The sequence below is a fragment of the Mycetohabitans rhizoxinica HKI 454 genome, assembly GCF_000198775.1.
Taxonomy (GTDB): domain Bacteria; phylum Pseudomonadota; class Gammaproteobacteria; order Burkholderiales; family Burkholderiaceae; genus Mycetohabitans; species Mycetohabitans rhizoxinica.
Genome location: NC_014718.1, coordinates 759,302 through 775,110 on the forward strand (window position 1 = coordinate 759,302; position 15,809 = coordinate 775,110).

Sequence of the window (15,809 nt, forward strand, 5' to 3'; positions counted from 1 at the left end):
TAGCACTCCCGAAAAAGCTCACCTGAACGTGCAGTTGCTACCGGCCTGGACTCGCAAGTTTTCAAATTCGCGAGCGGCTGCCCCTACTCGAGTCCATTCAAGGTTCAATCGACACGGATCTTTACTTGAAACCCCACGGTGAACGGCAGCTTCTCCGACGGTATCGGCGGGATCAGGATGAAATTCGTGCCAACACGCTTGTAATTCGTCATGAGCACGGGGGCGAGAACCGGCCCGACGGTCCGATTATGTCCCATTCCCCAACGGCCGTAGTTGTACCCGGAAATCACGCCACCCATCGCGGCAACTCGGAACCATCCCCAATGGACACACTCCGGCGCCCATATGGCGCCGCCGTAGAACGACGGACGCCGAATCGAATTGCGGAAGTACCCTGCCGTCGCACCCCACTGTGGCGAGAAGTAACACTCAACGCCGATCCCCGGATTGAACGGCTCGAAGTGCTTCGACGGATCGGGATCAATATGGTACGAGCCCAGCATCGCATCGACCCATACACCATGGTCACACCAGCCGGCGTGGGCACGCGGCACCCCGAACCCGGATATCGCTATGTACAATACCATTAGGCTGACGTGCACGCGCGCGTCACGATGCTGAAGCATCGTTCGAATAGGCATGCTTTCTCCAAAGGCAGGCCAGAGCCGGGAAACGCGCACTTTACCGCATCCAGCGAGACATCGATTCACACGCCCCGCAGCATCGACGACGCTGTCCAATCTAGGATAACCTTGCCGCTGTGTCCGGACAACATCGCATCAAAACCACTGCGGTATTCCTCCACGGGAAAGCGGTGCGTAATGATCGGTGACAGGTCCAGCCCGCTTTGCAGCATCGCGACCATCTTGTACCAGGTCTCGAACATTTCGCGTCCGTATATCCCCTTAATCTCCAGTCCTTTGAAAATCACATGGTTCCAATCGATCGCGGTGCGTGCCGGCGGGATGCCAAGCAGGGCGATCTTGCCACCGTGATTCATATGCTCCAGCATCGATACGAGCGCGCTCGGCGCGCCCGACATCTCAAGTCCGACGTCAAACCCTTCGGTCATGCCAAGTTCGCGCATAACCTGCGTCAATGATTCGTGCGACACGTTGACAGCACGGCTTGCGCCCATCTTCATGGCAAGCTCAAGCCGGTACTCATTGACGTCCGTGATCACGATATTGCGGGCACCGACATGACGGGCGATTGCTGCGGCCATGGCGCCGATCGGCCCTGCACCGGTAATCAGCACGTCCTCACCGACAAGGTTAAAAGTCAACGCCGTATGCACCGCATTGCCAAACGGATCGAAGATCGCGGCTAACTCGTCATCGATGTCATCCGGTATCTTGAAGGCATTAAAAGCCGGGATCGCCAGATAGTCGGCAAACGCACCTGCGCGGTTTACGCCGACCCCGATCGTATTACGACACAGGTGACGCCGACCGGCGCGGCAGTTCCGGCAGAAACCGCAAGTGATATGGCCCTCACCGGAGACCCGGTCGCCCACCTTAAATCCTCGCACTTCTTGCCCGATGGCGACGATTTCGCCGACGTATTCATGACCGACGTGCATCGGAACCGGGATGGTTTTGCTCGCCCACTCGTCCCACTTCCAGATATGAAGGTCGGTACCGCAGATCGCTGTCTTGCCGATGCGGATCAACACGTCGTTATGCCCGATCTCCGGTTTTTTCACTCTGGTCAATGTCAGGCCTGGTCCCGCTTCCAGCTTCGCCAGCGCACGCATGGGCGTTCCTCAAATGACATTTAGTGCTCGGCCAACGCGCTCGAACGCATCGACAGCCGCCTCGATCTGCTCCGGCGTGTGCGCGGCGCTCATCTGGGTACGAATCCTCGCCCGCCCTTTCGGCACCACCGGATACGAAAACCCGGTTACATATACCCCTTGAGCCAGCAATGCCTCGGCCATCCGACCGGCGAGTTGCGCATCGCCCAACATGACCGGGATGATGGGGTGCTCACCCGGAATCAACGTAAAGCCCAGCGAACTCATTGCGCGGCGGAACTGGGCGCCGTTCTCGCGAACGCGCCGGCGTAATGCCGCCCCTTCGTCGCTGCGCAGCAATTCCAGCACGGTGAGCGAGGCATAGGCAATGCTGGGCGCGAGCGTATTGGAGAACAAGTAGGGCCGCGAGCGTTGTCGCAACAACTCGACGATTGGCGCGCGGGCCGCGACGTATCCGCCGGATGCACCGCCCAGCGCCTTGCCGAGTGTCCCGGTGACGATGTCCACCCGGTCCTGCACACCACAGTGTTCGGGCGTGCCCCGTCCGTGCTCCCCAATGAAGCCCACAGCGTGTGAGTCATCGACCATGACCAGCGCGCCGTAACGGTCCGCCATATCGCAGATCGCCTTCAAGTCCGCGATGATCCCATCCATGGAGAATACGCCATCGGTCGCAATCAGCTTGAACCGTGCACCGGCCGCGTCGGCGGCCTGCAACTGCGCTTGCAGGTCGTCAATGTTGTTGTTCCGATACCGAAAGCGCTTGGCCTTGCATAACCGTATGCCGTCGATGATGCTCGCATGGTTTAGTTCGTCACTGATGACCGCGTCGTCCTCCGTTAACAGCGTCTCGAACAATCCGCCGTTCGCGTCGAAGCAACTGGAGTAAAGAATGGCATCGTCGGTATGCAGGAACGAGGCCAGGGCCGCTTCGAGTTGTTTGTGAACCGATTGGGTCCCGCAAATGAAACGTACCGACGCCATGCCGAAACCATCCCGGTCCAATCCATCTTTCGCCGACTTCACGATCCGTGGGTCGTCGGCGAGGCCCAGATAATTGTTCGCACAGAAGTTCAACACCTGAGCACCGTCCGCCAGCGCAATGCTCGATGATTGTGGCGAGGCAATCACGCGCTCCGACTTATAAAATCCATCTGCGCGGATCTGCTCCAGCACAGTGCGCACGTGCGAGAGATATGCGTCGTTCATGAACACTCCTGAGGTGGGATAACGCGTGATGCCGATGCAAGCCGCAGCGCGTAGCCTGCTCACATCCAGGCATTCTGGCTTGCTGAACTGATTCAAATATCGAATTCGTGTTCGATATAGGGAACAATTTACTCCACCGAGGCATCCGCGACAAGTTCCGGCCCACGCTCGCCAGTACGCCATACCATCCCGCGCAAACGGTCGGCAAGCGCGCGGAGCGACGATGGTGTCACGCCTCCTTGTGTCAGCGCCCACATTCAGCGATTGCGCAACGAACGCAATAAAGCCAATCTCACGATCGCGTTGGCCCGGCACTTGACCAATGCACTCGGCGTCAACCTGGTTTGCCTGTTTGCATCGGCAAGCCATGATGTGGACCCGATACAGGCCGCCGGCCCACGACATCCCGAGGCTGCCCGGCGGACAGAGCGCGCGCCATTCGCAACGCAGGCAAGGGTGAAGCCACGGCGCTGTTAGTCAGCATACACCCATAACGACGGCAACGTGGGCTCCATTTACGTCGGCGAGCCATGATCATGGCTCGCCGATAAAGCCTCCCCTTCTCCCGTAAATTCTCACCTTAGCGGTAGAAGCCGCATTCGCGCCGACTGCTCCATCTCTTCAAAAATTAGCTATTCGATATAAACTTGAGGCCAGTAATCGTTGGCATATCTCCGATTTTTGCATGGGATTGTGCTATTTGCGCCGCTATTAACGTCCATGTTGCTGTTTTTCTCCGGGCAAATCGTGCGCATAAGCACGATTTGCCCAACCTCGCCACGCACGGCAGAGGCCATTTTCTAGTAATGCAGATAGATTCCGGTACTGAACAGCCGGTTGTTACGCAACACTCCAAGGGTTGTCGATGTGTGAACACCGACGTGTTGAAGGGATGGGCTCTAGCTAGCGGCTATTTGCCAATCCCCTCTCGTTTTGCTGATTACCGCAGAGAAGAAGATATCCGCGACGTGAAACGAATTACCTGGGCTTTGCTATAGGTCCCGAAAACCTTCACCTTTGTTTATGTAAGCAACAGCGCGATGACAAGGAATCGTCAACCGCAAGCGCAGATGCAGAGGCGACGTGCTCAGACCCGACACACAGTCGAACGAGAATACGTTGTCGAGCACGTTCGGCGAACAAACCGAATGGCGCAGCAGCACAGCAGGCTACAGCTCCCCGTGTCGGCTCTCGAGCTGATCCTGTAAAAGCTCACCTTTTAGCCCCCGAAGATCCTCACCGTCGTTTTCAGCTAAAGCTCCCTCATCGATGTCCCGTAAAATCTCACCTTATCTTCCGAAAACGCTCGCCTCATAAGTTATCCGGCGCTGCAATGCCCTTTTACGGCTTGCCCAGGTGCGCGCACGGCCGCCCACAGCGCACCGAAGGATAGCTCCCGAAAAACCTCACCTTTGAGTGCAGTGTGACGCCTTGCGGCAACACATCGCTCCGGCCTAGCTGTGTCGCAAGCCGTCAGGCTGGCAGTGTTGCAAGCCGCTTGTTCCACGTTTAGCCTGATAGCGATGGCGAGACTGCAGCCGCAAATCGGTTATAGGCGGACAGCCGAGAAGGGGCTTCGCCGGAGGTGCGCTCGCACGCTGGACATTGCAATTCGAAGCGTTCATCGTGCTCATACAGTTCAAGCTCCGCATCGCCGCATGCCGCACATGTCGATGGCAATGCGACGTAACCGTCAACAGCGGTACCAATCGACGCAATTTCCTCAGGGGTGAGACGGCCAGCCAGCGCCAGGTCGGCAACCAATTTGCCAAGTGCCGACGGTACGCCGGCTTGCACGCGGAATTGCTCTATTTGCCGACTTAACCGGTCAACTTCGTCTGATTTTGTATCCAGCTGGTTTTGCAGCGTGTCGGCACGCGCCTTGATTGCCGCTAGTTGCTGGACATGCTCGAATTCCTTACGACTTTGCTCGCGCAAGCCGGCTTGGTACGAAGACGCGGCTGAACGTAGTGCGTCCAGTTCGACCAGCAACGGCTTGACTCGGCGCTCGGCGTTCGCGATGGCGTCCTTGATCTCGGCCGCGTAGTGTTCAGTGCGAGCCTTCAACTCAGTCTGTAGCGACTCGACTTTGTCGCGTAACGTTGAAATCTCTGCCTCGCTATCCGCCAACCGGCCTTCCAACACGACGACTTGTTCGTGTGCACGCTTAGCCATGGCCCGTTCGGTCGCCAGCCGCTCGGCCGATTCTCCTTCTTTGAGCGCTGCACCAGTCCATGCGTCATGGTGCCGTTGCAATTCGGCACGGGCATGCTCATACAACAGTTGCGCATCCCGGACTTTTTGCTCTGCTGCGGCGATAGTTTGTTGCATCCCAATCCGTTCTTGCGCGAGCTCGTCCCGTGCTGTGGCAAGTGCGGCATCGTAAAGACCGCGAAGCAGTTCGCCGGCGGTGCTGTGCAGCGCTGGTGGGAGTACACCAGCGTCGATCCGCACCTTCGACATGTCGCGTACTCGTTCCCAGAAAAACTCGATATCTTTCGGAATATCACTGGCGCTACCGACACCGGTCAATTCTCGGACGTTGGCCAGTGTTGGACGGACCGCGTGGTCGAAAAACAGACGTTTGCACGCATGCAGCGACAATTCGCGACGCCGAGTGCCTTGCGCTTTCAGGTTCTCCAGCTCGTCCCGTATTAACTGCTTGTCTTCGTCATTCATCGGAGCAGCCCAGTATGATCAATTGTATCAAGCATAACAAATTACGTAATTTTTGCTACTAATTTGTTCACTGAGCGTTGCCCTTCCTGTCATGAGGCTCGATCACGATATTTTGGGTCAACGGCTCTAGGATCGGCGTGAAACATTAATCGAAGCTGTCAGAAATAACTTTAGCTTCCAACTACTTGGCGCATCCTGAGGAACTTTACTTAATGTTTCACGAGCACGGCCAGTATCATTAGTCAAGCTCATTGATCCCGTTGTGTATCCCCGAGGTTCTGACCAGCCAAAGAGAGGAGATGTAGCATTTGCTACTTTCTTGGTAGTACCGGTGCAAACAGTCATCGCCACACGTTGTACCCAAGACTGTTTTTTTCAGGGTCTCGCGGGTTGCTAGAGTCAGTTAACAAGAACACGTAGAAGTATCTTTAAAAACGTTAACGCCGGCTCAAACCCTTGTCCAGCATGGCTTTCCGGACACCAAGGTGAGAGTTTTCGGGAGCTTAGGTGAGACCTCCCGGGATGCCACGGTGATGGGGTTCGGGGAGTCTGGTGAGAAGTGACGGGAAACATCGTGAGCGGATTCGGGGGCGGATCGTGCGGCCCTGATGGCTGTAGGTGAGTTTTTTCGGGAGGATACCCACGCGGACCCCCAGCCAGTAAAGCGTTGACGTGCTGGGATATTGGGCTGGCAGACAATATGGTGAGCTTTTTCGGGAGGTGGTGTTCGGCGCGCGAAGCTGTCTTCCATTGCTCAATTATTGTGCATGGTGAAGGTTTTCGGGACTCGAGCGTTTACTAAGGTGAGTCAATACGGGAGTAGACATAAGGTGAACGGCGCGCTGCGTATCGTGGCGCTGCAAAGGTGAGGGTTTTCGGGAGCGATGGTTTTCTTCCCCTTGCACACGATGGCTCGCCTCTGGGTGGCATGGAGGCGCATTGAGCGGGACTTTCAGCGTGAATATTTCGCTCAATTGAGCGTGGTGGCACCGTTAGGTGAGCCTTTTCGGGAGCCAGATTGCAGGTGAGATAGGCCGTTCAGTGGGTTTTGCCAGGCAACAAGGTGAGATTTTACGGGATTAGCTGGCGTGAGCATACGATGCCATTTGGCCGTTTCATTATGCAGTGTGAGCAGTCACTTTCCGTAAAGTTGTTGATTTATAAGGAATTCTGAGAGCAGAATTATCGCCGTTATGCTACGAAGGTGAGCTTTTTCGGGGCCTCGGGGCAGAAGGAGGGGCGTCGCGGCCGGACTTGACGCTGCTCAATGCGTCGTGCGAAGGGTGAGATTTTTCGGGACTCATAGTGCGTGGTCCTGAAGTCGCATGCAGTTTTAACGGATCAGTACCCCCTTTTCGAGGGCTGTGACAAGCGTTTTTGGCGTGTTATATGGCCAATGCAGGACTGTGGTGGCTTTGCCTTCAACAAAGGTGAGCGTTTTCGGGAGCCCCTGACGCACAATAAGAGTGCGTTGTTCTGCTCATCCCACGTCAGCCGGGCGGAGATCGCCGCGCAATGGTGAGAGTTTTCAGGAAAGGCCTGCAATCAACCCTGGCTTATCTGCGATCGTAATAAAAATTGCTTTAAGGACAAGGACATGCAACCCATCTCAGCCAGCGTATGAATTTCGCGACAGGTTAAAGGTGAGGCTTTTCAGGACTCAATTTTTAGGGTTCGTAGCGGGGGTGGCGGTTAGGCATACGCCTGCAGCCCCGACTACAAGGGGCGCCCACCGTATCAGTCCGGTCTTTAAAGGTGAGAATTTTCGGGGGCATATCGCGGTGAGGTAGGTATTTTCGCGACACCTCACCCATCAGGGGTGAGATGATGGATGTAGACGGCTCTCACCATAGCGGGTATTCTTCAAGCAACCACTGTCCGGACCTGACACATGGCCACCCGCGTTGCAAAGAAGAAGACCGATGTCGTCAGCCCAAACTCCTCGGAGTTGCGTAAGGCCGTCGAAGCCATTGCGATTCAGCCCAAAAGCGGCAAGATTACCTTGCTGACTCGCAAGCTGTTCAATGTGTTGTTGGCTGTCGCGCAACAGGCCGATGAGTCGGGCGACACTTATCGGGCGTTGCTTTCGGATATCGTCGCGAATTCTGCGTTCGACTCTAATGACACGGCGCTGGTCAAGGAGCATTTGCGTCGGATGGTATCAGTGCAGGTCGAATGGAGCACCGGGACATCGAGCCAGAAACCGGGGCGTAAGTGGGGCATCTCAACGTTGATCGCGGACGCCGAAATTCTCGAGGATGCAACCACGCGGCGCGTATGGGTTGAGTTCTCGTTCGCGCCGAAGATTAAGAAGAAGCTTCTCGACCCGGTCCAGTATGCCCGCTTGAGCCTGCAATTCCAAAGCCAACTGCGTAGCAGTGCCGGGCTGGCGCTGTATGAGATTTGCGTACGCTATTTGACCAATCCGAGTCATCTTACGATGCGTGAGCCGTGGCAGTGGTGGCGTCCCATCCTATCCGGAACACCGGACTCGGAGGCTGGCGATGAAGCCAAGCGTGAATACAAGTATTTCAAGCGCGATTATCTGCGGCCCGCCATCGCGGAAGTGAATGCGGTAACCAATATCAATGTCGAATTGATCGAGCATCGTGAAGGGCGGCGCGTATCGGAAATCCAGTTTCGGGTAGCGGAGCGTAAGCAACCGATGCTAGCGCTCGATGAACATCCAAACGTGTTTGACAGCACGCTGGTCGATCGCATGGTCAAGCTTGGGATTCCGTTGAAAGAGGCGCAGACGTTGTACGCCGACAGTGAAGAGAACCGCATTCGCGCCGCGTTGCAGATGACCGAGCAACGGATGCGTAGTACGACACTGCCTGCGGTGCGCAGTGCTGCGGCGCTATTCAAGGACGCACTGAAGAAGGGCTACGCGCCGCCGGTCGAGGAAGTTCCAGCGTTGCAAGACAAGAAGGTTGCTGGGAAGGAGGATCCAAGGGCCCGGCTAATGGCAGAATATGCTGCGTATCGTCGTAAACAGGCGCGTGAGCTTTATGACGAGCAGGATGACGCTGGGCGGGATTTCGCCCGGAAATCATTCGAGGACGAAGCGTTGCCGGGTCTGGGCGCTCACCTGCGGGACGAATGGCGTAAGCGTGGCATTGCATCGAAGATCGCCGAGACGGCCTTTTTTGATTGGCTGGCGTTGAAAACGTGGGGCGAGCCGACGGATGGTGACCTGCTTGCGTTCACGTTGAATCATGCACGCGCCGTGGCATGATCGGCTTGCGAGACGTTGCCGATGGCGCGTGCGGGATATTACGCGTCAGCGGTGTTGGCGCCGCGGCCGTCGATATCCGAGGTTTTCGGCATCAATAGCGCTTCGATTTGCGCTAACAATTCGTCACGCTTTTCCCGTGCCAGTCCCTTCAGCTTCAACTCGAGGCGATCGTCACCATACGACTTTAGGTCGCCAAGCGTCGCCCCGCCGACTTTGATCTCCAGCCGTTGCGCGTAGCGCTGCCGGCGCAGCGGCTTAGATGCGTCGCTAGACACTGCTCTGCCCTTGATGATATCGGCGACTTGCCGGGTACTGAGGTCGTCGGCGACGATCTTGTTAATCAACCGAAGCGTGGCATCCGTACCCTTTGCGGAATGATATCGGGCAACTTGGTACGCCATGTTGGAGCCAAACCGATCCGGTCTAGCCACCATTTCCTGCATGACGGCTTCCGGGAGTTTTGCGATGCCTAATGCGACGGCAACCGTCGACTCATCAATGCCGAGGTGTTCGGCAAGTTCGCGTTGACTTTGGAAGTGCTGCTCATCGAGAAAGCGCCGCCATACGATTGCGTTGTCGAAGACTGTTTGCGAGTCCCGCTGGACGTTCAAATCATAGCCGAGCTTATAACTCTCGATGCCAATGGGCAAGTCTACGACGATTGCCCTGACATTTTCCTTGTTGGCTTCTTTCAGTGCTCGCACGCGGCGACCACCGTCGCTGACAAAGAAGGTGCCGGGGTTTTGATGATCCGGAATGACGTGAATAGCTTGCTGCTGCCCTTGCTTGGCAAGATTCACGGCAAGTTCGGCAATCGATGACTTCAGGTAGAAATGGCGCGGATTGAAGGGACTGGGTTTGATGGCTTTTAGCGGAAGCTCAATGACCTGTCCCGGCGTGTATCCATTTGCGGTGCGCCAAGCCCGGTACGCCGCCGATTCGTTAGTGTTTGGGGTGACGGCTCCGGACGGATCGGGCGCCCCGTTCTTTTTAGCGATCGCGACCGGTTCGGACGTATCAGGGCTACCTGGTTGCTTGACCCACGTGTCAATCGCGTTGAGACGCTCCAGTGCTGTTCGTTTTTCGCTGGTCGTCGTATCCGGCCGTGCCTGGAAGCCTCGGGCGAGTTGAGAGGATTTCATACGGCTCCTTTATGCGCATAAAGTCACTGCAATAGCGCCGCGATCTCATCGGCGCAGGCTCGGATCTCGGCGCTTGCCAGCTTGGCGCCACGGTCCGACATTTGTAGAACGGTCTGTCCCAACGCCATCGCCTGCTTGTAGCACTCGCGGGTAGGGATCTGGGTTTTCAGAAGTGGGAGACCTAGCTCCTCAAGCGCGCGCTTCAATTCGCGTGTCAGCATTCGTTTCTCTTCGGTCTTGTTGAGGAGAAAGACAGCTTTCAAATCTTCGTTCATTGTCTGCGCTTGCTGGATTAGCTTAACCAGACCAACGCTCGACCAATAGTCGGCCGGCGACGACGACGTTGGCACAACCGCAATGCTAGCCGCCAGTAGTACGACGCCGGAGACCTTCTCTGTAATCGACGGCGGGCAATCCACAATGATGAGATCGTAGTCGTTGACGAATTTCTTGATTTCTCTATGAATCTGGCCCCCTGCCTCTGCCAAATTCACAATTGGGAACGGAATGCTTGACTCTTCACTGGCGGCGCTGGACCAGTGGACCAATGTATTTTGTCCGTCCGCGTCGACGACCAAGACTTTCTTTTTTCTTTCGTGGAACGCTGCGCCAAGATGCATTGCGATCGTGCTCTTGCCGACGCCCCCCTTCTGCTGAGTAACCGCAATGATTTCGGCTGCCACTCGTTACTCCCTTAGATAAACTTTAAGAAGTATATAGGAAATTACGATTGAAAATCCATAGTCCATTCGGAGTATGTCGCTCAGCCGAGACTTTATGCGCATAAATTAGGACGGGGGCCTCGGCGGCGCACGGATGATGGCGTGTGCTGCCTTCGTGGTGGTCGATACAGAGTACGGCGCTGACTTAGCCGCATCTAGCGGCAGGGTGCGAGTAACAGCGACATCGGCAACGGTTTGGCTGAGTGTTTTACGAACGGTGTCGCGTGGTTTCCGATGGTTGCGCTATACGAAAGCCAATGGGCTGGAGTCATGCGATCTGAAAATCGACTTAGTCTTCTATCAACAGCTTCTCATCGACAGTGAAAGCTGTGCCGCTTGGAGGATGTGAGGTGACAGCCTAGCGGCAAGGATTTCAGACTCGATGCTTGATAATTCTCTCTTCGCCGCGACGAAGACCTCGTAAGCCTTGTTCGAACGTTATTTCCAGTATGCAGGAGGTGCCGCAGAGAGGGCCACGCCACGGTTAGGCCAGTGTCGCCTGCGTGAATCATAGGCATGTTCGGCGGAACTTAGGCGTATATTGTGGCGCAGCGCAGCTAAGTTAACGTTTTGGCGAGGCGCTTTGAGTGGGAGGTGTACTAGCGTGCAACGCCGAAGGTCTGTGCTGGTCACAAAAGCAGACGAAATGGCTGACGGCTGCCGCAGTACTTTCCCGCGCGCAGACTTTATGCGCATAAAGGTTTGCTTCCTCCGTTGATTCGACGCCTCCATAGCTCCGTAACGGTTGGCAGCTCATCGCTGTCGCTATTAGTCAGGGATTTGATGTAGCAGGAACTTGATACAGTATTATCGCTTTACTATAGACCGGCCACCTCCCACGCGTCATCGATTGGTTCAACGCCACAAGTCTCCGTGATTGTTTCTTTTTGTTTAATTATAACAATCTAGATTTTTTATCGAAATTGTATGTTACTGCTGGCGTAGCGGATAAGTATTGGCAATAGCACGATGCTCTACGAGCGTGCCTGCACGCCACAGTGCCACGCGGCACAATGATGCCCTTCATTCTCTCCTCATATTGCGACCGAGGTACCCATGATTACGATTTACCATCACCCCCGTTGTTCAAAATCACGCGCTGCCTACGCCTTGCTGATCGACGAGTTGGCAGGGCGCGAGGAGGTCCGGACGGTCGAATATTTGAAAACTCCTCCTACACTCGACGAATTGAAACAGCTGCATGCATTGTTGGGTGTACCGGTGCGCAAAATGATCCGGGACAACGAGTCGGCCTTCGCTGAACTTGGACTGGGCGATACCTCACTTTCTGAGGACGCGCTTCTCAAGGCTGTTTCCGAGCATCCGGTATTGTTGCAACGCCCGATCGTTGTTCGCGATTCTCGGGCTGTGATCGGACGGCCACCCGAGCAGATCGCCACACTGTTCGATTAAGCGGCGCCAGCCTTGAGCGAGCGACTAAATCTACGGGCGATCGTTGAGCGGGCGGCTCGCCATGCGCCTATCGACTGGCACAGCGAGACGGACGCGCAACACGCAGGTGCCGGCGGTGAATGTACTGTTTGGTGGCCAGTGGCTGTAGGTGGGTGGGAGAGACGACCGGATTTGCTCGCGTGGCGAGTTGGACGGACGACAGGTGGCCGTTTGCCGAAAATTTGTTTGTGAAGCAATAATCGAATGGCCGCTGCGGCGACGAGGCACGGCCATCGAGTGGTGTATTGACAAGCTTGTCAGTGACCTCGCTCGTCATGTTCACAATGTTGTCGCTTCAAGCAGGCGGTAGACCGATCGATAAGGTGCGCATGGAAGCACACCATCGCTGGGGGCCCCGTTCGGCAAAGGATAGCGAATGGACTGGCGTCACGGCCCCTCTTGCAAGCGGGCAACCGCATGGTACATCGTCGCCATGTGGTAGGGCGTCGTTGATGGCATGTCCGCGCGCACCACGGCGCCGTCCTGAGCAATCAATTCTATCCAGCCGTAGTCGCGCAAGAAGCGCTGCTTGAAACGGCCGAGCTGCGTCTTCAGTGGCACATGCGCATCTTGTACGTCGCTGGTGCTGCGCAGCGCTTGCGATGTGGCCAGCGCGCGGGCGAATTCGGTTTGCGCCCACAACCGCTCGTTTGGCTCGGTTACATGGCCATGCTCGTCCAGCGCAGCACACACCCCGCCGGTGACAGGCGACACACCGTGCCGAAGCGAGAACACATAGGCCGAGCCGAGCCAATTGGGCAGGTCGCTGCATCCAAAGACATCCGGCGCACTCGACGCGAGATAGAACCATTCGAACTGGTGTCCGGGTTCGATGCGCACGGCGTCGCAGCCGATCGGCAACTCCGCGATGCAGCCGGTCGGGCGATGCACGAATGTCGCGATCATTTGTTCCGCGATACGCTGCAGCGCATCGGAAAACCACGCGTCGCGCTGCACGTCGCGGGCAGATAAGTAGGCTTCGGCCAAGTGCATGATCGGGTTCTGCCGCGGGCCGGTGACGATTGTTCGAAAGTCGGCGGACAGCACCGCGTTGTACAGGCCGGCGTCGGTCGCGAAGCGCGTCTCAATCACGTGCAGCGTCGCTTCGAGCAGATCCAGTGCCTCTCGGTTGCCCCGATGCCGGAAATATTCCGCGCAACCGAACACGATGAATGCATGCGTGTACAGATCTTTTTGCGTCTCCTGCGGCGCGCCTTGTGCATCGATGCTGTAGTGCCAGCCGCCATGTGTCGCATCCATGAACCGGCTGCGCAGCGATTCGAACAGGCGGTCTGCGTGATCGTGCCAGCCAGCTGCGCTGAACACGTAGAGCTGGCGCGCACATGCCATTGCCCGGTAGCGCGTGGGCGGCAACGCGGGCTGTCCCGGCGGCGCAATCACGTCATAGGGCAGGCCTAGAGTGTCATTGAAGCCCCAGCTGGTCCACAACGGCAAAATCACGCTGGCCAGGTGCTGTTGCAACTCGTCGATGGTTGCGCTGGCGTAGTTTGGCTGGTTCATGCAACAGGCTTTTTTCTGGGAACGGCTGGGACGCGAGTGTACCGCAACTGATGCCCCGCTGCGCTGTTGGCGTGGCGATGTAGCGCGTACCTGTCGCGTCCGGCCGGGAGCCTGCTATGCTAGCGGGCCCGGCATCGCCGGAGTCCGACTCGTCCCACGGGCGGCCGTGCCCGGATTGGCCGGTGCAAGCAACGTCCCTTCCGACCTATGAATACAGTACAAGAATCGAACGTTCGTCCGCTCGGCATCATGGCCGCGTTGCCGGAGGAAATCGCCCCCCTAATCGACGAAATGCGTGCCGCACCGGACTGGCGTACGGTGACGCTTGGTCGTCGCGAATACGCGCTCGGTACGCTGCGCGGCATGCCATGCGTGATGACGCTGGCGCGCGTGGGCAAGGTGGCCGCGGCGACCACCGCAACCGCGCTGATCCACCAATTTGGTGTTGACGCTATTATTTTTACCGGGGTCGCGGGTGGTGTCGCGCGGCAGGTGCGGGTGGGCGATATCGTCATCGCGGATGCGCTGATGCAGCATGACCTGGACGCATCGCCGCTGTTTCCGCGATTCGAAGTGCCGTTGCTTGGCGTGTCCCGCTTTGGCACCGACGACAGCCTGTCGGACGCGCTCGCAGTGGCCGCGGCCTCGTTTGTGCGCGCGCACGCCATGGAACTCGTCCAGCGCTACCGTGGTGTGATCGACGACGTACCGCGTGTGCACCGGGGGCTCGTGGTCAGTGGTGACCGGTTCATCGCCGACCATGCCGCACGCGAAGCCGTGCTGGCGGCCGCGCCGGATGCGTTGGCGGTTGAGATGGAAGGGGCCGCGCTGGCGCAAGTTTGCCACGAGTACGAAGTGCGCTGTGCGGTGGTCCGCACGATCTCGGACGCCGCTGATGCACACGCCGCGGTGTCGTTCTCGACGTTTCTCGCTGAGGTGGCGAGCGCGTATTCGGCCGGCGTATTACAGCGTTTCCTTGCGCAGCCTCGGGGGCACCAATAGTGGTCGCGACGCGGTGCCGTTCCACGTGGGCCGGCGGTCTTCGGGGTGGTGCCGGCCCGTTGAGCTTGGGGCCCGCTATACGAAGGTTAAGCCCGGCGTTGGTGCGGTAACGTACGAGGAGTTGTGCCTTGCAATGGCGCTTGATCGGATCTTACGGCTAAGGCCGTTGGCGTCGTACCGCAAGCCCCGCCTGCTGGCGTGAGCGAGGCTAGATGTTGGTCACGCTTCGCATCTCAGGCCGGCGCTTCCGGATTCGAGCACCCTCCTGAAGTCATTTATCGAGGCTTTTGCACGATGCTGCGATAAGGTAGGACGCCGAATCGTCAAAGCGTAGTAATACTGAATCGCGTTAGAGGGCGTGATGCGTTATTCGGTACCCCAACAAACGCACCACGTGGCCACACGAGTTGGCAAAGTCGTGTGGCCTAACGCTTCGCACCCGCCCGATGCCCGACTACGCGGAACGCACGCGTAGCCCGACGCGCCATCTGCGATTCACTGTTGAACCGTGGAAGGTTCTATCAGGCAACGAGCGGCCGGTTGACGGCCCGATCCTTGGTCCCAAAGCCGCTTTACGCTACACAGCCTTTTCCGTGCACTCCGCGCACAAGCCCTTGAGTTCGAGTTCTCCTCGGGCGAGCGTGAAGCCGGTGGATTCAATCTTGTCCACCAATGCGTGATGAACGCCCGGCGCATCGATTTCCGCGACTGCGCCGCAGGACTGGCAGACAATCAGGATGCCGTGTCGACAGTGCGTCAGGTCATGGCATACCGCGAACGCGTTGATCGACTCAATCCGATGCACCAACCCCACGGACTGCAGGAAATCGAGCGCGCGATAGACAGTCGGCGGCGCGGCGCCCGGATGAATCTTGCGCATTTCGTCAAGCAGCGTGTAGGCCTTGGTGGCGCGGCCGGATTGCAGCAGCAACGACAGGACTTTCTGGCGCAGCGGCGTCAGCGATTCGCCGCGCTCCTGGCAGTACGCCTGCGCGAGCTGCAACGCCTGCGTGACATCGGCCACCGGCGGACCGGCCTGTGCCGCGAGGGCAGCGAGCGTGCGGGATGGAGTGTTGAGCATGCCAATG

11 protein-coding genes are annotated in these 15,809 nt (G+C 57.5%); 3 read left to right on the top strand and 8 right to left on the bottom strand.

What is annotated here, in order from left to right:
• Positions 1–104: 104 nt before the first annotated feature.
• The 4 genes from RBRH_RS15015 to RBRH_RS15035 form a co-directional block, all read right to left on the bottom strand.
• On the bottom strand, positions 105–587 hold the full coding sequence (locus RBRH_RS15015; RefSeq protein WP_232509417.1) for a hypothetical protein: 483 nt from the start codon (positions 585–587) through the stop codon (positions 105–107).
• Between the two features lie 119 nt (positions 588–706).
• Complete coding sequence (tdh, locus tag RBRH_RS15020) at positions 707–1,756, bottom strand: L-threonine 3-dehydrogenase (protein ID WP_013428994.1); 1,050 nt, start codon at positions 1,754–1,756, stop codon at positions 707–709.
• A 9-nt stretch (positions 1,757–1,765) separates the two neighbouring features.
• Positions 1,766–2,965 (bottom strand): glycine C-acetyltransferase, encoded by a 1,200-nt coding sequence (locus RBRH_RS15025; RefSeq protein WP_041754914.1) that lies wholly within the window; start codon positions 2,963–2,965, stop codon positions 1,766–1,768.
• 1,509 nt (positions 2,966–4,474) lie between these two features.
• Complete coding sequence (locus RBRH_RS15035; protein ID WP_013428998.1) at positions 4,475–5,644, bottom strand: DNA-binding protein; 1,170 nt, start codon at positions 5,642–5,644, stop codon at positions 4,475–4,477.
• A 1,891-nt stretch (positions 5,645–7,535) separates the two neighbouring features.
• On the opposite strand from RBRH_RS15035, the gene RBRH_RS15040 reads away from it, so the two are divergent.
• Positions 7,536–8,882 (top strand): replication initiation protein, encoded by a 1,347-nt coding sequence (locus RBRH_RS15040; protein WP_013428999.1) that lies wholly within the window; start codon positions 7,536–7,538, stop codon positions 8,880–8,882.
• A gap of 38 nt (positions 8,883–8,920) precedes the next feature.
• Here the strand turns inward: RBRH_RS15040 and RBRH_RS15045 are convergent, their stop codons facing one another.
• Both RBRH_RS15045 and parA read right to left on the bottom strand, forming a co-directional pair.
• Positions 8,921–10,024, bottom strand: coding sequence for a ParB/RepB/Spo0J family partition protein (locus RBRH_RS15045; protein ID WP_013429000.1), 1,104 nt, complete (start codon positions 10,022–10,024; stop codon positions 8,921–8,923).
• A 23-nt stretch (positions 10,025–10,047) separates the two neighbouring features.
• Entirely contained in the window at positions 10,048–10,707 is a 660-nt protein-coding gene (gene parA / locus RBRH_RS15050; RefSeq protein WP_013429001.1) for a ParA family partition ATPase, read from the bottom strand.
• Between the two features lie 1,095 nt (positions 10,708–11,802).
• Here parA and arsC point away from each other — a divergent pair.
• Positions 11,803–12,159, top strand: coding sequence for an arsenate reductase (glutaredoxin) (arsC, locus tag RBRH_RS15055; protein ID WP_013429002.1), 357 nt, complete (start codon positions 11,803–11,805; stop codon positions 12,157–12,159).
• Between the two features lie 426 nt (positions 12,160–12,585).
• Here arsC and RBRH_RS15060 read toward each other — a convergent pair whose 3' ends face one another.
• Entirely contained in the window at positions 12,586–13,719 is a 1,134-nt protein-coding gene (locus tag RBRH_RS15060) for an AGE family epimerase/isomerase (protein ID WP_013429003.1), read from the bottom strand.
• Positions 13,720–13,926: 207 nt separating this feature from the next.
• On the opposite strand from RBRH_RS15060, the gene RBRH_RS15065 reads away from it, so the two are divergent.
• Entirely contained in the window at positions 13,927–14,721 is a 795-nt protein-coding gene (locus tag RBRH_RS15065) for a 5'-methylthioadenosine/adenosylhomocysteine nucleosidase (protein WP_013429004.1), read from the top strand.
• Positions 14,722–15,298: 577 nt separating this feature from the next.
• On the opposite strand, the gene RBRH_RS15070 is transcribed toward RBRH_RS15065, so the two are convergent.
• A complete protein-coding gene (locus RBRH_RS15070; RefSeq protein ID WP_013429005.1) occupies positions 15,299–15,802 on the bottom strand; it encodes a Fur family transcriptional regulator in 504 nt (167 codons plus the stop codon).
• Positions 15,803–15,809 lie beyond the last annotated feature (7 nt).

Excerpts from the sequence above, each read along its gene's own strand:
- RBRH_RS15015 (WP_232509417.1), bottom strand. The coding sequence starts at position 587 with ATGGTATTGTACATAGCGATATCCGGGTTCGGGGTGCCGCGTGCCCAC.
- tdh (WP_013428994.1), bottom strand. The coding sequence starts at position 1,756 with ATGCGTGCGCTGGCGAAGCTGGAAGCGGGACCAGGCCTGACATTGACC.
- RBRH_RS15025 (WP_041754914.1), bottom strand. The coding sequence starts at position 2,965 with ATGAACGACGCATATCTCTCGCACGTGCGCACTGTGCTGGAGCAGATC.
- RBRH_RS15035 (WP_013428998.1), bottom strand. The coding sequence starts at position 5,644 with ATGAATGACGAAGACAAGCAGTTAATACGGGACGAGCTGGAGAACCTG.
- RBRH_RS15040 (WP_013428999.1), top strand. The coding sequence starts at position 7,536 with ATGGCCACCCGCGTTGCAAAGAAGAAGACCGATGTCGTCAGCCCAAAC.
- RBRH_RS15045 (WP_013429000.1), bottom strand. The coding sequence starts at position 10,024 with ATGAAATCCTCTCAACTCGCCCGAGGCTTCCAGGCACGGCCGGATACG.
- arsC (WP_013429002.1), top strand. The coding sequence starts at position 11,803 with ATGATTACGATTTACCATCACCCCCGTTGTTCAAAATCACGCGCTGCC.
- RBRH_RS15060 (WP_013429003.1), bottom strand. The coding sequence starts at position 13,719 with ATGAACCAGCCAAACTACGCCAGCGCAACCATCGACGAGTTGCAACAG.
- RBRH_RS15065 (WP_013429004.1), top strand. The coding sequence starts at position 13,927 with ATGAATACAGTACAAGAATCGAACGTTCGTCCGCTCGGCATCATGGCC.
- RBRH_RS15070 (WP_013429005.1), bottom strand. The coding sequence starts at position 15,802 with ATGCTCAACACTCCATCCCGCACGCTCGCTGCCCTCGCGGCACAGGCC.